Origin of the sequence: Candidatus Nitrosopumilus sediminis (genome assembly GCF_000299395.1) — an archaeon.
GTDB classification, from domain to species: Archaea; Thermoproteota; Nitrososphaeria; order Nitrososphaerales; family Nitrosopumilaceae; genus Nitrosopumilus; species Nitrosopumilus sediminis.
On sequence record NC_018656.1, the window covers coordinates 1,154,657 to 1,172,494 of the forward strand.

22 protein-coding genes are annotated in these 17,838 nt (G+C 34.1%); 11 read left to right on the top strand and 11 right to left on the bottom strand.

Annotated features, from left to right (window positions below):
- Positions 1-46: 46 nt before the first annotated feature.
- The 4 genes from NSED_RS06960 to NSED_RS06975 all read right to left on the bottom strand — a co-directional run bounded on the left by NSED_RS06960 (position 47) and on the right by NSED_RS06975 (position 4,270).
- Positions 47-2,086 (bottom strand): sodium-translocating pyrophosphatase, encoded by a 2,040-nt coding sequence (locus tag NSED_RS06960; RefSeq protein WP_014965549.1) that lies wholly within the window; start codon positions 2,084-2,086, stop codon positions 47-49.
- Positions 2,087-2,121: 35 nt separating this feature from the next.
- A complete protein-coding gene (locus NSED_RS06965) occupies positions 2,122-2,499 on the bottom strand; it encodes a hypothetical protein (protein ID WP_014965550.1) in 378 nt (125 codons plus the stop codon).
- A gap of 152 nt (positions 2,500-2,651) precedes the next feature.
- Entirely contained in the window at positions 2,652-3,116 is a 465-nt protein-coding gene (locus tag NSED_RS06970) for a GTP-dependent dephospho-CoA kinase family protein (RefSeq protein ID WP_014965551.1), read from the bottom strand.
- Between the two features lie 35 nt (positions 3,117-3,151).
- Positions 3,152-4,270 carry an Mrp/NBP35 family ATP-binding protein gene (locus tag NSED_RS06975; protein ID WP_014965552.1) on the bottom strand — a complete coding sequence of 373 codons (1,119 nt, stop codon included), beginning with the start codon at positions 4,268-4,270 and terminating at the stop codon, positions 3,152-3,154.
- Between the two features lie 149 nt (positions 4,271-4,419).
- On the opposite strand from NSED_RS06975, the gene NSED_RS06980 reads away from it, so the two are divergent.
- Genes NSED_RS06980 through nadC form a run of 3 tightly spaced genes read left to right on the top strand, consistent with a single transcriptional unit; the run spans position 4,420 to position 6,057 of the window.
- On the top strand, positions 4,420-5,016 hold the full coding sequence (locus NSED_RS06980) for a DNA-directed RNA polymerase (protein ID WP_014965553.1): 597 nt from the start codon (positions 4,420-4,422) through the stop codon (positions 5,014-5,016).
- Between the two features lies 1 nt (position 5,017).
- Positions 5,018-5,206, top strand: coding sequence for a transcription elongation factor subunit Spt4 (spt4, locus tag NSED_RS06985; RefSeq protein WP_014965554.1), 189 nt, complete (start codon positions 5,018-5,020; stop codon positions 5,204-5,206).
- Positions 5,207-5,238: 32 nt separating this feature from the next.
- Positions 5,239-6,057 (top strand): carboxylating nicotinate-nucleotide diphosphorylase, encoded by an 819-nt coding sequence (gene nadC, locus NSED_RS06990; protein ID WP_026090092.1) that lies wholly within the window; start codon positions 5,239-5,241, stop codon positions 6,055-6,057.
- Here the strand turns inward: nadC and NSED_RS06995 are convergent.
- The 6 genes from NSED_RS06995 to NSED_RS07015 form a co-directional block, all read right to left on the bottom strand.
- The gene (locus NSED_RS06995; protein ID WP_014965556.1) at positions 6,054-6,455 is read right to left on the bottom strand and encodes a tetratricopeptide repeat protein; all 402 of its coding nucleotides are present in this window, start codon (positions 6,453-6,455) and stop codon (positions 6,054-6,056) included. The two genes, nadC and NSED_RS06995, sit on opposite strands and share 4 nt — an antisense overlap.
- Before the next feature lie 7 nt (positions 6,456-6,462).
- Entirely contained in the window at positions 6,463-7,419 is a 957-nt protein-coding gene (gene nadA / locus NSED_RS07000; protein ID WP_014965557.1) for a quinolinate synthase NadA, read from the bottom strand.
- A gap of 93 nt (positions 7,420-7,512) precedes the next feature.
- Positions 7,513-8,331 (bottom strand): aspartate dehydrogenase, encoded by an 819-nt coding sequence (locus tag NSED_RS07005; protein ID WP_014965558.1) that lies wholly within the window; start codon positions 8,329-8,331, stop codon positions 7,513-7,515.
- Positions 8,332-8,432: 101 nt separating this feature from the next.
- Positions 8,433-8,567, bottom strand: coding sequence for a hypothetical protein (locus NSED_RS10990; protein ID WP_016940242.1), 135 nt, complete (start codon positions 8,565-8,567; stop codon positions 8,433-8,435).
- Positions 8,564-8,827: a hypothetical protein gene (locus tag NSED_RS07010; protein WP_014965559.1), complete on the bottom strand. Its 264-nt coding sequence runs from the start codon at positions 8,825-8,827 to the stop codon at positions 8,564-8,566. The genes NSED_RS10990 and NSED_RS07010 overlap by 4 nt, the downstream gene beginning before the upstream one ends.
- 25 nt (positions 8,828-8,852) lie before the next feature.
- A complete protein-coding gene (locus NSED_RS07015; RefSeq protein ID WP_014965560.1) occupies positions 8,853-9,410 on the bottom strand; it encodes a PEFG-CTERM sorting domain-containing protein in 558 nt (185 codons plus the stop codon).
- A gap of 137 nt (positions 9,411-9,547) precedes the next feature.
- Between NSED_RS07015 and NSED_RS07020 the strand changes: the two genes are divergently transcribed.
- From NSED_RS07020 to NSED_RS10775, 6 genes are all read left to right on the top strand, one after another.
- Positions 9,548-10,534 carry a hypothetical protein gene (locus tag NSED_RS07020; protein WP_014965561.1) on the top strand — a complete coding sequence of 329 codons (987 nt, stop codon included), beginning with the start codon at positions 9,548-9,550 and terminating at the stop codon, positions 10,532-10,534.
- A 118-nt stretch (positions 10,535-10,652) separates the two neighbouring features.
- The gene (locus tag NSED_RS07025; RefSeq protein ID WP_198007783.1) at positions 10,653-11,444 is read left to right on the top strand and encodes a DNA double-strand break repair nuclease NurA; all 792 of its coding nucleotides are present in this window, start codon (positions 10,653-10,655) and stop codon (positions 11,442-11,444) included.
- Positions 11,441-12,973: an ATP-binding protein gene (locus NSED_RS07030; protein WP_014965563.1), complete on the top strand. Its 1,533-nt coding sequence runs from the start codon at positions 11,441-11,443 to the stop codon at positions 12,971-12,973. Before NSED_RS07025 ends, NSED_RS07030 begins: the two co-directional genes overlap by 4 nt.
- Positions 12,973-14,115, top strand: coding sequence for a metallophosphoesterase family protein (locus NSED_RS07035; RefSeq protein ID WP_014965564.1), 1,143 nt, complete (start codon positions 12,973-12,975; stop codon positions 14,113-14,115). Before NSED_RS07030 ends, NSED_RS07035 begins: the two co-directional genes overlap by 1 nt.
- A complete protein-coding gene (locus NSED_RS10770) occupies positions 14,112-15,395 on the top strand; it encodes an AAA family ATPase (RefSeq protein WP_232212381.1) in 1,284 nt (427 codons plus the stop codon). The genes NSED_RS07035 and NSED_RS10770 overlap by 4 nt, the downstream gene beginning before the upstream one ends.
- 11 nt (positions 15,396-15,406) lie before the next feature.
- Complete coding sequence (locus tag NSED_RS10775) at positions 15,407-16,192, top strand: AAA family ATPase (RefSeq protein WP_232212380.1); 786 nt, start codon at positions 15,407-15,409, stop codon at positions 16,190-16,192.
- Between the two features lie 74 nt (positions 16,193-16,266).
- Here NSED_RS10775 and NSED_RS07045 read toward each other — a convergent pair whose 3' ends face one another.
- Positions 16,267-16,854 carry a hypothetical protein gene (locus NSED_RS07045; RefSeq protein WP_232212379.1) on the bottom strand — a complete coding sequence of 196 codons (588 nt, stop codon included), beginning with the start codon at positions 16,852-16,854 and terminating at the stop codon, positions 16,267-16,269.
- Positions 16,855-16,911: 57 nt separating this feature from the next.
- Here NSED_RS07045 and NSED_RS07050 point away from each other — a divergent pair, with 57 nt between their 5' ends.
- Both NSED_RS07050 and NSED_RS07055 read left to right on the top strand, forming a co-directional pair.
- Positions 16,912-17,316 (top strand): hypothetical protein, encoded by a 405-nt coding sequence (locus tag NSED_RS07050; RefSeq protein WP_014965566.1) that lies wholly within the window; start codon positions 16,912-16,914, stop codon positions 17,314-17,316.
- Positions 17,317-17,415: 99 nt separating this feature from the next.
- Positions 17,416-17,820 carry a hypothetical protein gene (locus NSED_RS07055; RefSeq protein WP_232212378.1) on the top strand — a complete coding sequence of 135 codons (405 nt, stop codon included), beginning with the start codon at positions 17,416-17,418 and terminating at the stop codon, positions 17,818-17,820.
- The last annotated feature ends 18 nt before the right edge of the window (positions 17,821-17,838 follow it).

Consider the following 17,838-nt stretch of genomic DNA (forward strand, 5'->3'; position numbering starts at 1 on the left):
TGTTTAACTGATCTGACAAAACTCGATGAAAGCAGACTTAATTTTATTAGATAGCAATTATTGCGACAAATGCAGATACAAAAACTATTGCAATTGTGTTTAGTAGTTTGATTACAGTGTTTAATGCCGGACCTGCAGTATCTTTGTAAGGATCACCAATGATATCACCAACTACGGCTACTTTGTGGACCTCGGAGCCTTTTTCTCCTTTCATTTCAACTAATTTCTTTGCATTATCCCATGCACCACCGGTATTTGCCAAGTGGTATGCTAGCAAAATTCCAGTTACAACTGCACCCATTAATAATCCAGCAACTGCTGTAGGGCCTAACAAAATTCCTAAAATAATTGGAGCGATGATTGCTACAAGAGCTGGTTTGTACAATTCTTTAATCGATGCAACAGTGGCAATATCTACACATTTGGCATAATCAGGTTTTGATGTACCAGCAAGAATTCCAGAGTCTGCTTTGAATTGACGTCTAACTTCATCGACCATTTTTCCTGCAGCTCTTGAAACACCATTAATGAGTTGGCCTGTAATGATAAATGGAATCAAACCACCAATTAATAATCCAACAACGATTGCAGGATTAGTCAAACTATAATCTAAAACTAAAACACCAGCGAAAACATGAGCAGCTTCAAATTGGAATGCTTGAATCATTGCCAATGCAGCTAAAGCAGCACTTGCAATTGCAAATCCCTTGGTGACAGCCTTGGTTGTATTTCCAACAGCATCAATTTCATCAGTTACCTTGCGATTTTCTTCTCCCATTCCAGTCATCTCAACAATTCCACCTGCATTATCAGCAATTGGACCAAATGCGTCGATGCTAAGAACAATTCCGGCCAGACTTAACATGGCCATTGCAGTTAAAGCAGTACCAAAGATTCCATAAAGTACTGGGTCTGCACCTTCAGGTGCTGCGCCAGATGCAATGCTGTATGAAATGATAATTGCGACAACTAATGCAATCATAAATGGTCCTGTAGATTGCATGCCTTTGATAATTCCCATTAAAGTTAATGATGCATATCCCCATTTTGCAGAGTCTGCAATTTCTTTAACTGGTTTCTGTTTGTAACTTGTATAGTAATCAGTGATTTTTTGAATTACTGGAACAAGAATGACACCAATAACTGTAGAACCAAATAGAGCATATGATGCGATAGAATCTCCAATAAATTGAGTTATGAACACATAGTTCAATCCAATTGCTATTGAAGCTGAAACATAGAATGAACGATTAAGAGGCTTCATGACATCTGTGATATTCTTAGAGCCAACAATTACAACACCAATAATTGATGCAATCATTCCAGATGAACCAATTAAAATTGGATAAAGGAAAAAGTTTGGTGCACCAATTAATGCTGCAATTAATAATGCTGCAAGAATTGTAACAATATAAGATTCATAAACATCAGAGCCCATTCCTGCAGCATCACCAACATTATCTCCTACGTTATCTGCAATAGTTGCAGGATTTCTAGGATCATCTTCAGGAATATTTGATTCAACTTTTCCTACCAAGTCAGCACCCATATCAGCTGCCTTTGTGAAAATACCGCCACCAATTCTAATGAATAATGCAATAAGACTTGCACCAATTCCAACACCTGCAATTGTAATTGGATCAGGATAAATCAAATAGAGTCCAGTAATTGCCAATAGAGCCATTGCTGGAACTGCTAAACCTACTGTTGCTCCACCTCTAAAAGCCATGGCAAAGGTCTTTCCAAGACCACTACCACTAAGATTTGCAGCTCTAACTGCTGCCTTTACTGTAATTTTTAATGAGATAATTCCTGCAACTGCAGAAAGTGCTGCACCTACGGCAAATGCAATTCCGTTTGATGGAGTCAAGAAAATACCAATGATTAGAGATAACGCAATAGCAACGGGAACAATAATTTTCATTTCTCTTTTTAGAAATGCAGAAGCTCCTTCTTTGACAGCGTTGGAAATATCCATCATTTCTTTCGTTCCTGCTGGTTGTTTGACAATCCATGCAACCAAGCCACCTGCAACTAAAAATGATGCAATACCTGCGATAAAGGGCAGAATTTCAGCTATTTCCATGTTATACTCGCTTGCCAAATCCTATTAAATATAAATCAAATAGCAGAGATCTTACTTCGTTTTCGATATGGAGGAAATGTTTTTCCTCTAAGTCCTTGCCTTACCAATTTGTTGAACCGTTTCCCATGAGCAAGATATGGAAATCGCATATGGATCAACTCATGAACAATAGTATTCTCAAGAGTTTTTTCATCTGGGATCTTTCTTACATTAATGAAAATAAGATTATGCTGAAGATATGACACTCCATAATACTTGTAAGCAGATGTGCGTCTGCCTTCGGTCATTTCTTTTGGGGCATCGAGCACCTCTTTAGTAGTTAAAAGAATTTGAGGTTCAGATATAGAGAATCGATTTGAGTAAATGCCAACTTTTTCTAAAATTTGTAATGTAAGATCAGGATCAAGCTTCATAATTTTACATCATGAAATCTGTGTTTATCTTGAAATGTCAAATGTTGTATGAAATTTGGTGTATTTTGATTCTGTAAATTATGAATTAATAGGGTCAGAGGTTTTAGTAGAGTAATCACAAATCATACAGCCACCGTCTCATCACACCCCGATTATTCCATTAAATCAAGTAGTGTTTGTACTTTATTTCTAATTTCGGGAGTAATCTTTACTATTACTAGGCCTTCATGGGGTTGACCATACAAAACAACGGCATTTTCAGGCGCATGAACACATACTGGAAGAACCAGAAGATCCTCTTCACCATTTACAAAAATCCTCACAGGAGATTTCATAGTGAATGCTTTTTTGATTACTGAAATACTCTGAGAAGTAATTTCTGCGGGAGGATTATCAACAGTTAACTCAATTGCATTTTTTAATTTTGGCGGAATTCTTTTTTCTCGTTTCTCTTGTCCGTCGATAATTTGCAGTGAAGGAATCAAGTCAAAATCAATCATTTTTTCAGTGGTTCGATCACCAACTGTAATGATATAGGAATTTTCTGATAGATATTTTTGAATTTCATTTTTGCTTGTTTGGTTTTCAGGTATGAGTATTCCCAAAGGAATTTTCATTTGGTCTCTAAGGGAATTAGGTAATTTCACAGGAATCAGGATTGGGTTGTACTTGCCTCAGGTGCAGGATCCTCGTTAGTGTTTTCAGATGCCATCTCTTCTTGAAGTTTAGCTGCAAGAATACTACATTGTGCTGCAATGTTTTTTGCGCTTTTCCTAAATGCCTCTGCACTTGGAGAATCAGGATTTGTAATCATTATGGGTTTTCCTAAATCAGAGCCAGACATGATTCCAGAATTTAATGGAATTTCACCTAAGAAAGGCATGTTAAATCTTTCACTGATTTTCTTTGCACCGCCTTCACCGAAGATGTAATGCTTGTCATTACAATTTGGGCAAATAAAGTGACTCATGTTTTCAACAACACCAATAATTGGAACATTTAGTTTTTCAAACATTGAAACTGCTTTTACTGCAACATCACTTGCGACATCTTGCGGAGTTGTCACCACAAGAATTCCGGTAATAGGAATAGTTTGTGCAAGAGTTAATGGGATATCACCAGTGCCGGGAGGAAGATCTACAATCAAGTAATCTAATTCTGACCAATTAGTATCTACAAGAAATTGTTTTAAAATTCCAGAAATAATAGGTCCACGATAAATTGCGGCTTGATTTGATTGATCAGCAAAGAAACCAAATGAAACAACTTTTAGTCCATGTGAATCTGCTGGCTGTAATTTGTTATCTTCAACTTCCATGAATCCATCTTTCATTCCAAGCATTAGCGGAATGCTAGGGCCATAGATGTCAGCATCTAACAAACCGACTTTAGCTCCTGATTGGGATAACGCTAATGCCAAGTTTAACGAAACAGTTGATTTGCCAACTCCACCCTTTCCACTTGCAACACCAATAATGTTTTTGACAGTTGCCATTCCAGTATCATCTTCCAATGAACGACCTTCCATCACTTTAGCAGTCACTTTCATATCAAAATCTTTCAAGTCAGAAAGTTCAGCTATTGCTTTTCTAACATCATCTTCAATTTCGACATTGAAAGGACATGCAGGAGTTGTTAATTCTAAAGTAAATTTGAGATTACCATCATTAAGTTCTAAATCTTTAATCATTCCCATGGATACAATATCTTTTTTCAAATCAGGATCAATTACGGTACTGAGTTTTTCAAGAACTTGATCGATTCCAACCATTGCGTCAAAAAGTCAGTCTACATTATTTAAACATAAGTCAGATATCAAAAGAAATTGTCAATAATTTCAAAAATACCAAAAATCTTTGGGAATTTGAGCCTAAAAATACCTAAACATTCATAAATTGAAATTCGAGAAAAAATGTACATTTGTTTTCTATATCTACCCTAGTTGATGTTGTCAGGATTCCTCCAAGCTTATTTGGAACCACCCTCAAAAAAGCAGCAGTAAACATTCTCAAAGAAAAGTACGAGAGTATGATTAATGCAGATTTAGGATATATCATTATGATTTTAGATGCCAAAGTTGATGAAATGGGAAAGATGATTGCCGGAGACGGCGGAACATTTCACAAAGTTGAATTTGAAGCTTTAACATTTTATCCAAAACTCCAAGAAATTGTTCAAGGTGAAATTGTAGACATTACAGACTTTGGTGCATTTGTGAGAATTGGTCCAACTGATGCATTACTTCACTTGTCACAAGTGATGGATGATTATCTAAAGAGTGATGTAAAATCTGGAATGATTTTAGCAAATCAAAGTGGCAGAACACTCAAAGTAGGTTCTACACTACGTGCAAGAATCACTGCAGTTTCATTAGGAAAAGCAGCTGCAATGGGTAAAATTGGAATTACATGTAGACAACCATTCCTTGGTGCAGACGAATGGATTGCAGAAGAGATTAAGAAAGCCGGCGGTGGCAAAGAAGAGCCAGCAAAGGAAGAAAAAATAGAGGCTAGTTAAAATGGCACGAGAGATGGCATGCCGTAAATGTAAACATGTGACAACTCTAAAAGTATGTCCAAATTGTAAATCATCAGACTTGACACCAGATTGGAATGGAGTGGTACTAGTTGTTGACCCAACAAATTCAGAAATTTCAAAAACTTTAGGCATTACTACTAAAGGCAAATATGCAATCAAAGTAACATAAAATCTTTAAAATCATATTAACATTTCATCATTATATTGGCATTTAATTCAAAAAAACAATTATCTCAATTCCTATCTGAAGATATTGGTAAAGGAGACATTACAAGTAATTTACTACCAAAGAAAAAAATTTCAGCAAAAATTATTTCTCGAGAGAACGCAATTGTTGCAGGAACCACATATGCAAAAGAAATTTTCAGATTAAAAGGATGTAATGCACGAATTTTAAAAAAAGACGGTTCTAAAATAAAACCAAATCAAACCATAATGATAATCACTGGAAATGCAGGAAACATCCTAACATGTGAGAGAACTGCACTGAATTTACTAACAAGAATGAGTGGAATCGCAACTCAAACAGATGCTCTTGTGAAAAAAATTCCAAAGAAGACAAAATTGTATGCTACAAGAAAAACGGCTCCAGGACTGAGATATTTTGACAAGGAAGCAGTTGAGATTGGAGGAGGTAAAAAACACAGGCTTCGATTAGATGAAATGGTAATGATTAAAGACAATCATATTGTAATTGAGAATTCATTGTTGTCGTTGATTAAAAAAGCAAAGAAAAAACACAAAAAATTTGAGGTAGAGGTTGAAAACACATCAGATGCTGTTTTAGCTGCAAGTGAAGGAGCTAGTATAATCATGCTAGATAATTTCACGCCAAAACAAATCAAAAAAACAATTCAAGTTCTTAAAAATCAAAAATTAAGAAACAAAGTGATGCTTGAAGCATCAGGCGGAATCAATTCTAAAAATATTTCAAGTTATGGTCAAACAGGAGTAGACATTATTTCAGTGGGAAGCATTACAAATTCAGTTAAAGGAATTGATATGAGTTTAGAGATCTAAGAATTTAGTTGGTCAAGTAATTCAGATACAGATTTGTTTTTAGGATCTACCTCTTGAATTTTTTGGCAGCACTGTATTGCTCGTTTGTTTTCACCTAGTTTTTGATGAGAATATGCCTTTAACAATAAAGCATCAACATCATATTCAGCAATCTCAAGGGATTTGTCAAAATATGAAATCGCAGTTTTGTATTTTTTCTTCAGATAAAAAATTCCGCCCATTGTAAATAATACATCATGATTGTTTGGGACTTTTTTGATATATTCTGTACCTGACTTTATTGCTGCATCATATTTTTTTTGTTTTGCAAGTTTTTTGAATTCCTTGAATTTTTCATTATTCTTTTTTTGATTAGGATCTTTTGAGGCTCTACTGAATAATCCAACCAAACCAGTCACACGCAGTTTAACTTATTGCGAGCATTCTATCTATAGCTAAACGAGCTTTATCAGCAATCTCTTTTGGAACAGTAACAACATTTTTTTCATTTATCAAAGCATCATGCACTTTTTCAAGTGTGATCATCTTCATGTACTGGCATTCAGCCTTTTCGGATGCAGGAACGAATGTTTTGCCAGGATTTTGTTGTCTCATTCTGTATAAGATTCCTGTTTCAGTTGCAACAACAAAGTTTTTTGCTTTTGATTCTTTCACATGATTTAGCATTCCTTCAGTAGATAGAATTGAGACTTTTTTATTATCATAACTCCCATTTGCTACGTCATATATCATTGGAGTAGTGCAGCTGCATTCAGGATGAATAACAAATTCAGCATCTTGCATTGATTCTAATTTTTTTGTGACATCCTCAGGAGTGATTCCTGCGTGTACATGACATTCGCCAGCCCAAATATGCATATTTTTTCGTCCAGTCACTTTTGCGACATAAGATCCTAAGAACATATCAGGTAAAAATAAAATTTCTTTATCTTCTGGAATTGCCTTGACAACATTTACAGCATTTGATGAAGTACAGCAATAATCAAGTTCTGCTTTAATTTCAGCAGTGGTGTTAACATATCCTACTGCAATAGCATCTGGATGTTGTTTTTTCCAGTTTCTCAATTCATCTACAGTTATTGAATCAGATAATGAGCAACCAGCTTCTAAATCAGGAAGCAGTACTCTTTTTTGAGGACTGATAATTGCGGCAGTTTCTGCCATAAAGTTTACACCGCAAAAGAGAATTGTTTTTTGTGGAACTTTTGCTGCTTGTCTTGACAATCCTAAAGAGTCACCAGTGAAATCAGCCACATCCTGTACATCAGGAATTTGATAGTTGTGTGCCAAAATGACCACATCTTTTTCTTTCTTTAGTCTCAGAATCTCATCCTTGAGTGTAGAGGATTGTTGTACAAGCATAAACAGTTCAATTTGGAATTGGTAGGGATTTAAAGAATGGGAAGTAGACCAGAATTCTCTGAAAAACTAGCAAATGTGGCAATTATTGCCACATTACGTACCAATCTGAATATCATTTAAGCAGTATTTTTTCAATGTCTCAATTGCAGACAATATTGCCAATCTACTTGTTTTAGGATTATTTTCATCAGGATAATTCTCAATAGTAAAAGTCATCTTTCCAAATTTTCCTTCAGCAACAATATGATGTGTGTTTTTTTCAGTGTTAGGATCTGCAACTATTTTAACACCAGTTTTTTCACTGCCTACTCCAGTTAATGAAAGTAATGCAGCTACATTGATGTTTGCTGGAAATAGTGACACTGCTTCTTTTGCAGTACCTTCAAAAATTACAGTAGATGAATTGATTTCATCCAAATTGATGTCAGATGTTTCAAAAAACTTTGCGCCCTTTAATGAACGAGGATGTTTTGTAGTAGTAATTGATAAAGATTCGAGTTCATTCTTAACAGATTTTATTCCATCAAGTCCTGCAATTGCACCAGATGGGAGATAGATTGTTTTTTTGAAATCTTTGCATGCATCAGATAAAATATCATAGATAGATTCATCAAGTAATGCACCAACACTCATTATCATAAGATCCTTTTTGTTTTGTAAGACACTCAAAGACACATCCATTACAGCATCTTGAGATGCAGCTTCAACAACAATATCTACAGGGTTTGAAGACAGTAGATGAGAGTTCTCAACAATTTCAGGTTTGTTTGTTAGTTTTTCAACCAATAATGCAGATTTCTCTTTTGACTCATCAAAGACATGTGTAAGAGTTGCAGGAATTTGTCCAGAATCAATTGCAAGTGCAATTTGAGTCCCCATAGCACCACATCCTAACAGACCAATTCGTTTCAAGTAATTATTCTAGAAAAGTTCACTTAATTAATCTAAAATCATGAGGCATTATTTGTAGAAGTTTACCTAAATCTAGGTAAAATAGAGGAGTTTGAGTAGTTCTAATATTTTTTAGTTTTTCCTTTTTTCTTTCTTTGTTGGTCGCTTTTGTATTTTTTGATGCGTTGTTTTAATTCAGAGGCCTTTTCTCCTTTCTGTTTTCTTCCATCTTTTTTCTTTGATTTTTTCTCATTCATTCAAAATCCCAACCATCAACAAAAGCAATTTCATCCGTACCTAAATTTACCATTGAAAAAGGCATATTCTTTGTCAATCTCATAGAAGGCTCATACGAATTTAGATAATTACAAGTCATACAAATCCAACTGCCTCCTTCAACGTGTACCATTATCTGCTGAAGGTCATCACTATCACAATTATAACATCTAGAAGGTATTTCGTCTAACTGTTTTGCCCTACAAATCAAAAGACGGCCGTCAGGATCATAATCTGCCATTATCGAGTTTGTAGAGTTCTATCACTTAATTAATTCTAGTCCATGTAAACCCAATCGTAGATTTGCGTGCAAAGTAAATCAACCCTAAAACAGAAAGTCCGAGGATCAAAATGGCAAATGCTCCAAACTCAGGAATTACTGTGGTGCCGATGATTTCCACATGTTTTGTGTCCTCAGTTATTATCATTCCAACAACATAACCATCAGGCATTTTCATGATATCATATCCTGTATTTTCCCCATCAATCAAAAGCTGATATTGTTCCTTGTCTGCAGTTAGCACCTCAAAAGGTATCCTAACCCAAAAGTCTGTTTTTTTAGGAACCTCATCAAAAGTTACTTCAATTGACTTTCTTTCCTGATTGATGATCATTTCTTTCACAGTTGGGTCTCCCAAAGAGTCGGTCATTGAATCATCCAGGCTTCCATGATAACCATAGTAAATGGTATGCGGAGTCCCATCAAATTCAAATACAAATTTTTCAGCCTCTAGTTGAGAGATATCAAGATACTGTGCATAGGCATCAGGATTAAAGATATGCTCAGCAAAGGCTAAGCTAGATGCAGGAACACTTGACAGCAAAAACAATATCACAATAATACGAATCAAGTAATAGAAATCATCCTTTAGTAAATATAATAAAATTGGAGATTCTCAATAATGATTATTAGAAGAAATAATTCTCAATGTTTTTAACAAAATAATTTCAAACAAAATTGATGAATAATAATCTCAAAATTACTCTAGGGGTTATTTTTTCAATCATGATTTTAACAATAGGTTTTCCAGCAAATGGTGATGTTGACTCGCCAAGAAAACAGATGAAGGCAGGAGTATCAGCAGAGAATGTTTTGTGCAGAGAGGGCTTGGAATTAGTTATCCGAACAAACTGGAATGCTGCATGTGTAAAACCAGAGACTGCAGACAGAATGGAAAAAGCAGGAATGTTGTTTATTCCAATAAAGTTTTCAGATTTGCAAAAAGAGATCAAAACAGTACCAGCATCTGAGACAGAGATGCAGACAGTTCCAGCATCTAGCATGTCAGTTGTGAATTTCTACATAACAGACCAAGACTTGAATGTAGCACATAATGGAATAGAAGTAGTATCAACACAAGGGTTGTTTGAGTTTACAATCAATGGTATTCCAATTGATGGACCCAATAGCATGATTGAGACTGGTCCTGATACGGGGCAGTTTTATTTAAAATTGGAATTACCAGATGTAGTCAATGGAAGACCTCTAAGTCAGGATGATATTGTCATAATAAAATATTTGGATGCATCTGACTATTCAGGAGAAAAAAGAGTGCTAGTAAAATCAATGCCATTGACTAGAACATTTGCAAATATCGAATCATCAGGAGGAGGTTCTAGAATTGGTCACGAGTTTACCGTGAGAATTTTTGAACCAGATGCAAACAAGGATTCAAAAAATGAGGATAAAATCTCATTAAGTAAATTAGAGTTTCGTGGTGAAGGCGGGATTAGAACTACACTTGCCAATCCAAAATTTGATGCAAATCGAGGATACCTTGTAGAAACAGGACCTAATACAAGCACGTTTGAAGTGATAATTAAAATTCCTAGGGAGATAGATGGTAAAACAATCCACATTGGAGACACTTATGAGATAAGATATATCGATACTAGCACGCCGTCTGGAACTAGTGAGAAAGTGATTCTAAAAGGTAGAATCGGTTAGAAGATTTTATGGATCAGGTTTGTCAAAGTTCAGTATAACCTAAAGATTTTATTCAAACCTGCAAAGTATTGTTGTGCTCAATACAGTATACAAAGATGCAATCATCAACAGAGACAAAATGCTTTCAATTCTGAAAGGCCCAAAATACGAGCAGATTTTACAAAAAGCGCGCGATAATTGGGTGGAATACACGCCTACAAAAGAGGAAGTGGTTACAGCAGGCATTGATTCTAGTTTCAACAATACAAAATTTCAAGGGATTGAACTTTGGGCAACAACAGCAGTTTCAATTAAATCAAATGGGGAAATTCTGGTGGATTTACACAAATCAGGACTAGGATCTGCAGATGACATTTCAAGCATAGCAAGTAAAATGGAGATTGAGGCATGTGAAAAAACAATAGATGAGGTAGACATGGTCTTGATGGATGGGTCTTTACACTCTCAATTAATGACAAGACAAGCAAATCTGGGATCACAAATTGTAAAGGTAATGAAAAAGAAAGACAATGTGATTTTCATAGCAAAAACATCAAACACAAAAAAACAATTTGAAAAATTAGGTTCTCTGGCAGGAGATATATTCTATTATAATCATGTAACAAACAATCCAGGGTTTAGTAAAATTTTTGTTGAAAAAAAATATGGTGCAGACAAAATAATATCTTCCACATTTGTAAGATTAAGTGACTCTACACCCATAATCAAATTAGAATTTTTAGGTGAACAACATGATGAAGATGAAGTTAAAACAATTATGAATAAATTATACAAAACTAGTGTAGGAGGGTATCCATATGCGCTTAAGCTTGCACATAATAACTGTAAAATATCTGATAAAGAACTTGCAAAGATGGTTAGTTTGTTAGGTCTAAGTAATGAAATTGGCTCAAGAGAGGTATTAAGTTGAGTTTAGGTTTTGTAATTGGAGAATCAAAACCAACATTCGTGACAGCACTTACTTCAAGAGCGTTATCAGTAGGAGAATATATCAAAATTAGTTCAGACGAGGGAGAAATTTTAGGTTTGGTAGAAAAATCTTCTGTATCAAGTGCAGCATTTACAGATGTTAAGAATTTTGATGAAGCATCAGAAAGTACGGAAATTGCAGAATTAAACAAAAGAGACAAGACATTTACGGCACATATTGGAATTTTGGGATTTTTAGAGAATCTAAGAAGAGGCCAGTCAATCATACCTGCAATTCCACCCATTCCAGGCACAGAAATCACTTTACCAAGCAAACAAGATCTAGAAGAAATATTCAGTCCTGAAAAGGAAGGATGGGTAAGCATAGGAAGTCTTTTACGAAATAAATCAATCGATGCAAAAGTGAATTTAGATAAAATTGTATCAAGGCATTTAGGAATTTTAGCTATGACCGGGATGGGTAAAAGCAATTTAGTATCTTTGGTTACAAAACAAATTTCAAAACTAAAAGGCACTGTAATAATTTTTGATTATCACAATGATTACACAAGCTTGAATATACCACGAATTAATGTAATTGATGCAAAGATAAATCCAAGATTGTTGGATGCAGACCAACTCTCAGATGTGTTAGAAATTAGAGATAGTGCTACCGTACAACAAAGAGTGTTAAGAATGGCATTTTCAGAACAGGTTAAAAAAACAAAAGAGTTTTGGAAGAAATTAGAAAATGAAATAGATTTTATCATAAATTCAGATGACAATAAACTCAAAGAAATCAGATCATCGGCATACAGAGTTCAGGATATTATTGAAGAATCACAAAAAAGATTTGAAGATATTTTGGATCCAGATATGGGAGATCCAATTAGCTTCATCAAAGAAGGTCGTGCAAATATTCTAAATATTTCAGAATTATCAGAAAAACAAGCAAATGTTGCATTAGCATTTTACTTACAACAATTACTAAAAGATAGAAAAGATGCAAGTATTGCAAGACATGGTAAGAGTAAGAAAGAAAGAAACTATCAATTCAATTCACCGATATTTGTGATCATAGAAGAAGCACATGTTTTCATTCCAAAAGATCATGATACTAGTGCAAAATATTGGGCCGCAAAAATTGCAAGAGAGGGAAGAAAGTTTGGATTAGGACTAGGAATAGTATCCCAAAGACCACGAAGCGTAGACCTGAACGTGCTTAGTCAGATGGGCTCATTTGCAATCATGAAGATAATTCAAGAAGACGATCAGCGACAAATTGCCTCAGCAACAGAGTCTACTAGTCGTGAATTGATAGCACAACTGACATCATTAAATGTTGGAGATGCAGTATTGGTAGGACAATGGACCAATCTACCATCACTAGTTCATGTAGACGAAGTAAAAGAGAAGATTATGGGAGCAGATCAAAGTGCGATTAATGCATGGGCAAAAGCGGATAAAATGAAAGAGATTGCAGTAGAATCAACGCAAGGGTTAGTACAGAAAGATTTGTTATTAGACTAATGTTATTTTCACATATTTCAGACATGCATTTGGGATTAGTGCAATATGGTTCAGAGGAACGTGCACAAGATGTCTATGATGTTTTTAATCAAGCAATAGATACATCAATTAAAGATCATGTAGATTTTGTAATTTTTGCAGGAGATATTTTTCATGTTCCAAATCCCAATGGAACAGCCATAATTCAAATGGCCAACGGATTAAAAAGATTAAAAGAAAATAACATTGATTCATTTTTTATTTTGGGTGAACACGATATTAGCAGAATTAGGAGCACCCCAATTCCATATGTATATCACAACTTAGAATTTTCAAAATACATAGGTCAAGGAAACCCAATTGAATACAAAGGGGTTCTAATAGCAGGATTTGATAAAATAAGAAAGTCAGAGATACCACAATATGAAAGCAAATTTGCAGAAATTGACAAAATCGCTCAAGTTCATTCGGGTCATAAAATTTTAGTTTTGCATCAGGGAATCACAGAATTTAACAAATTTGCAGGCGAGTTGCAATCAACTGATTTGCCAAAAAATTTTACATATTATGCAATGGGACATCTTCATGACACAGACATTAAACAGTTCAATCATCTAAATGGACCAGTAGTTTATCCTGGCTCAATTGAATTAACAACAAGTGAAGGAATTAAAGAAGCTAAAAAAGGATTCTTCGAAGTAGATATTTCTGGCAAAGATGCAACACCCAAGTGGATTGAACTTGATACAAGACCACAATTTTCATTTAAAACAGAATATCAGGAATTATCAAAGACCATTGATGAAATTTCTGAAAAAATAAAAGATTTTACAAAAAAGCCAATTGTGGAAGTAATCATAAAGGGGGGAAATATTGAGACGGATCATATCCAAGCACAAATTGCAAGACTAAATTCAATGGTTCTGAGATGTTTTTGGAGAATAAGTACAAAACAAGTTTCAGATTCATCAGTATTTCTAGACAGACCAAACATCATCGATGATGAGATGTTCAGATTGTCCGTTGATGTATTGGGATCAGAGCAAGCCGCTAGTTTTGCGATAAAAGAACTCCTTCCAGTTTTATCTTCAGGTGAAATCAAAGAAGCATCAGAAATTATTATTGAGAATTTTGAGAAATTTAAAAAGGAGAAAAAACAATGATCACGTCAATTGAGTTAGGGGATTTTCTAGCTCATTCTAATACAAAGATAGATTTTGAAAACGGAGTTACAGTTTTTGTTGGGGATAATGGTGCAGGAAAATCAAGCATTATTGATGCAATTACCTTTGCATTATTTGGACAACACACAAGAAAATCAAACAAAGGTCTCATCAAAAGAGGTTCTAACCAAGGATTTGCCAAAGTAAATTTTTCAGTCAATGGGAAAAATTATGAAGCTGTAAGAAAAATAGACAGCAAAGGAACACTTTCAGCAAAATTTTCTGAAATTATAGAAGATGAAAGAATAGAGATAGCAGCAGGTGAAAGAAAGCAATTTGGAGAATCAATGACGCAGGAAGTAGAAAAAGCAATAGGTCTTGATTTTGAAAAATTAAAAATTGCGTCGATTGTACAACAAGGCCAATTAAATTCAATAATAAATGCAAAACCAAAAGAATTCAAAGAACTACTAAATGCAATTATAGGAATAGACAAACTTGATGTTGCTTCAGAATCAATGAAAACAGTTAACAAAGAATTTCGTCAAAGCATTAGAGAAAAAATTGGATATGATGATACACATATTGAAATTTTATCTAGAGATTTAGAAACGTATCAAAAAGAAATTAAAGAAGCCACGCCAAATAAGATTCAATTAAAAATAAGGCAAGAAAAATCACAAAGAGAGATTGAGGAATTAAGGAAAAAAATAGAAATTGAATCTCCAAAAATTGATAAGATTAACCAGTTAGAATCAAGGAAAAAAGAACTTGTAGAATATGCAAAAGAAGCAATTCGTGAAATTCAGCGTGAAATTAGCGAAAATGAGCGTAAAATTAGTGATTGTGAAGGATGTTTTGAGGTTGCAAGCCTAAAGCAAGAACTAGACTCAAAAATTCAAAAGGTGGAAGAAGCAGTAGAGGACACACAAAATAAGATTCAAGAGATGAAAAGTCAGATAGCATCTCTTAAAGAAAAGCAATTACTTGCATCAAAACTACAGTTAAAAGATAACAAATGTCCGGTTTGTGATTCAAATGTGAAAAAACTAAATCCACTTTTCCAAGAAGAACATCTAAAACAAGAATTAACATCATTGCAAGAGCAGATTGTTTTTAAAGAAAAGGAATATCAAACGTACAATCAAAAACGAAAAGAATTCTCTGAAAAATTGCAATCGGCAAGAGATGCAGAAGCTACACTTAAGGCACATTCTATTGCCTCAAAACAAGAACTAAAAAAAATTCAAGAATATGTAAAAATAAAAAACAAAAAATAGAAAAAATTCCTGTGAATAATCGTACAAATCTGCTTGAAATATCACAAATAGATCCGCATACAAAAATGATTTTTGACAATATTTCAAAATTAGAATTGGAAATTAAAGGGTTTGATGAACAAGAATTTTTGAATCTTAAAAAAACAGTTAATGAAAAACAGATAGAACTTTCACAAATAGATCAACAGGTAGGAGCTATTTTGGAAAAAATATCAAAAGGAAATGAACAAATTAAAATCATCACGAATGCAATTTCAGAATTAAGAGTTGTTAAAGAATATGTAATGAATTTAGATGAAATTCAAAACAACATCTTTAGTAGAGATGGTCCTGTTGCAACAAGTTTAAGATCATGGGCATTAAATGCGATTTCAGTCAAAGCATCAGAGTATCTTACATTACTTAATACAAAAATTCAAAGAATTCAATTATCAGAAAAAGCAAGAGATATTTCAATTAGGTGTAATTCAAAAACGGAAGAACTGGATTTAGAGTCACTTAGTGGGGGGGAGAAAGTCAGCGTAGCCCTAGCATTAAGATTAGGAATGGCAAGTCTTCTAGGGGCATCAAACTTGAATTTGATGATACTTGATGAGCCTACTACGCATCTGGATGCAGAGAGAAAAAAATCCCTTGTAGGAGTATTATCTCAATTATCAAATATTTCAAATTCAGAAACACCTATGCAATTTATCATCATTACACACGATGCTGAAATCTTTGAAGATTCAACAGTGGAACAAATTTACAAGTTTGAATCATCGGAACAGGGGAGTAAAGTAACATTACTCAATTAATACATAAATCAAAGTCGAAGAGCACAGATCAATTTTGCGTGAGGATTTTTGATTATCAAAAATATTTTTAAAAATTACTGTAGTGTAAATTTTGTTCCAAGGATTTTACTCATTTTATTTACAGCATGTCTACACACATTTGGATTCAAGGTGAAAAATCCTCTAAATTTTCCACTTTCATATTCTTCTGCTATCAACCCAAATGGGCCATACGGTCCTCGAGTAATTACACTCCACACATCAAATAGAGGAGTATCCTTGCAATTGATCACATTAATTTTTGGATGAGTATCAACTTTGGTTTTACCAAAATCTGCTACAACAGTAATTGCAGGAATTTTTTCAATCATTTTTTGATATCTTTTTTCAACAAATTTGTATCGGGCGATTTTTTCAAAAGTTGCAAGCAATGGCTGACTATTATCTTGAGCATATTTTTCAATTAGTTTACTGATATGGAATAATTGTTTTCTTTCTGCATGGAAATTGTGATATCCAGCTTCAATGAATTTATCCAGACTCCACATGGACAGAAGTGAAGGATCATCATCATGCCATTCTGCAAGCTGTGGAAAATCTTGCCAAACTTCGCCAACAAAACCTGCATATTTTCCTAGCATAATTTGTAACAGTTCAAAATAAGATATAAGTTGATCTTTCAAGATAAGCAATTATTATTTTAACAAATTGTTTTTATTCTCTAAAATCTTATCATATCTATGGGACGATATGAAAAAGTTCTCAATATGTTAATGGATTATGATGAGTCAATCAGACTTGCAGTGATTAGTAATACATCAGGAGACATATTGTGGAATTCTAAGAGAAATGACGCAAAACTCCAGGTCCCAATTTCTGAAACTAAAAAAGCTCTAAAGCGGGAATCTGAGGATTGGGTTGACAGATGCAAGGCAGTAGATCGAATAGCACTTGGGAGCCCCCTGTATCATATTACGTCTTTTGAGAAAACTAAAAGAGTTACACTTCCAATTGATGCATTCCACCTATTGTTTCTCAGTATAGATAACACACCATTGAAAAATACAAAGAAGAAGAGTTATGGAAAAATGGTGGAAATGGGAAAAATATTGTCTATTGTTGATTTCGTAAATACATTTGAATAAAATTTTGTGTACAACCAAACTGCCAAATAATTTTAAATCAATTTTAACACTATAGAAATAATTTGGAATATTTATTAACATAAATGAGTCACATATTTTGTGGATAAATACGAAAAACTGCTTGACATGATAATGGATTTCGATGAGACCGTTAGATTTGCAGCAGTTACTGACGAAAATGGTCAGATTTTATGGAATAGTCAAAGAACAGGATTAAAAAATATTGTTCCAATTAGTGAAACCAAACAAACAATTTCTAGGGCGCTACATGCTTGGAAAGACAATGCAGGATTTAAGAAGTATATTGGTTCAGGGCTCTATTCAATTGCATCCTATGAAAAAATTAAAAGAATTACAGTTCCTTTAGATAATGGGAAATTATTATTTTTTAGTGTAAGTAATGAACCGTTAAAATCATCTGTTAATAGAAGAAAAAGCTATGGTCATCTTGCAGACATGGGTAAAATTCTATCAATTGTAGATTTCATTAAATCTCAAAAATAAATTAAAAGCAGTTTAGTT

What these genes read in the sequence shown, in the direction of transcription:
- NSED_RS06960 (WP_014965549.1), bottom strand. Translation starts at nt 2,086, where the DNA reads ATGGAAATAGCTGAAATTCTGCCCTTTATCGCAGGTATTGCATCATTT.
- NSED_RS06965 (WP_014965550.1), bottom strand. Translation starts at nt 2,499, where the DNA reads ATGAAGCTTGATCCTGATCTTACATTACAAATTTTAGAAAAAGTTGGC.
- NSED_RS06970 (WP_014965551.1), bottom strand. Translation starts at nt 3,116, where the DNA reads ATGAAAATTCCTTTGGGAATACTCATACCTGAAAACCAAACAAGCAAA.
- NSED_RS06975 (WP_014965552.1), bottom strand. Translation starts at nt 4,270, where the DNA reads ATGGTTGGAATCGATCAAGTTCTTGAAAAACTCAGTACCGTAATTGAT.
- spt4 (WP_014965554.1), top strand. Translation starts at nt 5,018, where the DNA reads ATGGCACGAGAGATGGCATGCCGTAAATGTAAACATGTGACAACTCTA.
- nadA (WP_014965557.1), bottom strand. Translation starts at nt 7,419, where the DNA reads ATGCTTGTACAACAATCCTCTACACTCAAGGATGAGATTCTGAGACTA.
- NSED_RS10990 (WP_016940242.1), bottom strand. Translation starts at nt 8,567, where the DNA reads ATGAATGAGAAAAAATCAAAGAAAAAAGATGGAAGAAAACAGAAAGGA.
- NSED_RS07010 (WP_014965559.1), bottom strand. Translation starts at nt 8,827, where the DNA reads ATGGCAGATTATGATCCTGACGGCCGTCTTTTGATTTGTAGGGCAAAA.
- NSED_RS07020 (WP_014965561.1), top strand. Translation starts at nt 9,548, where the DNA reads ATGAATAATAATCTCAAAATTACTCTAGGGGTTATTTTTTCAATCATG.
- NSED_RS07025 (WP_198007783.1), top strand. Translation starts at nt 10,653, where the DNA reads ATGCTTTCAATTCTGAAAGGCCCAAAATACGAGCAGATTTTACAAAAA.
- NSED_RS07035 (WP_014965564.1), top strand. Translation starts at nt 12,973, where the DNA reads ATGTTATTTTCACATATTTCAGACATGCATTTGGGATTAGTGCAATAT.
- NSED_RS10770 (WP_232212381.1), top strand. Translation starts at nt 14,112, where the DNA reads ATGATCACGTCAATTGAGTTAGGGGATTTTCTAGCTCATTCTAATACA.
- NSED_RS07050 (WP_014965566.1), top strand. Translation starts at nt 16,912, where the DNA reads ATGGGACGATATGAAAAAGTTCTCAATATGTTAATGGATTATGATGAG.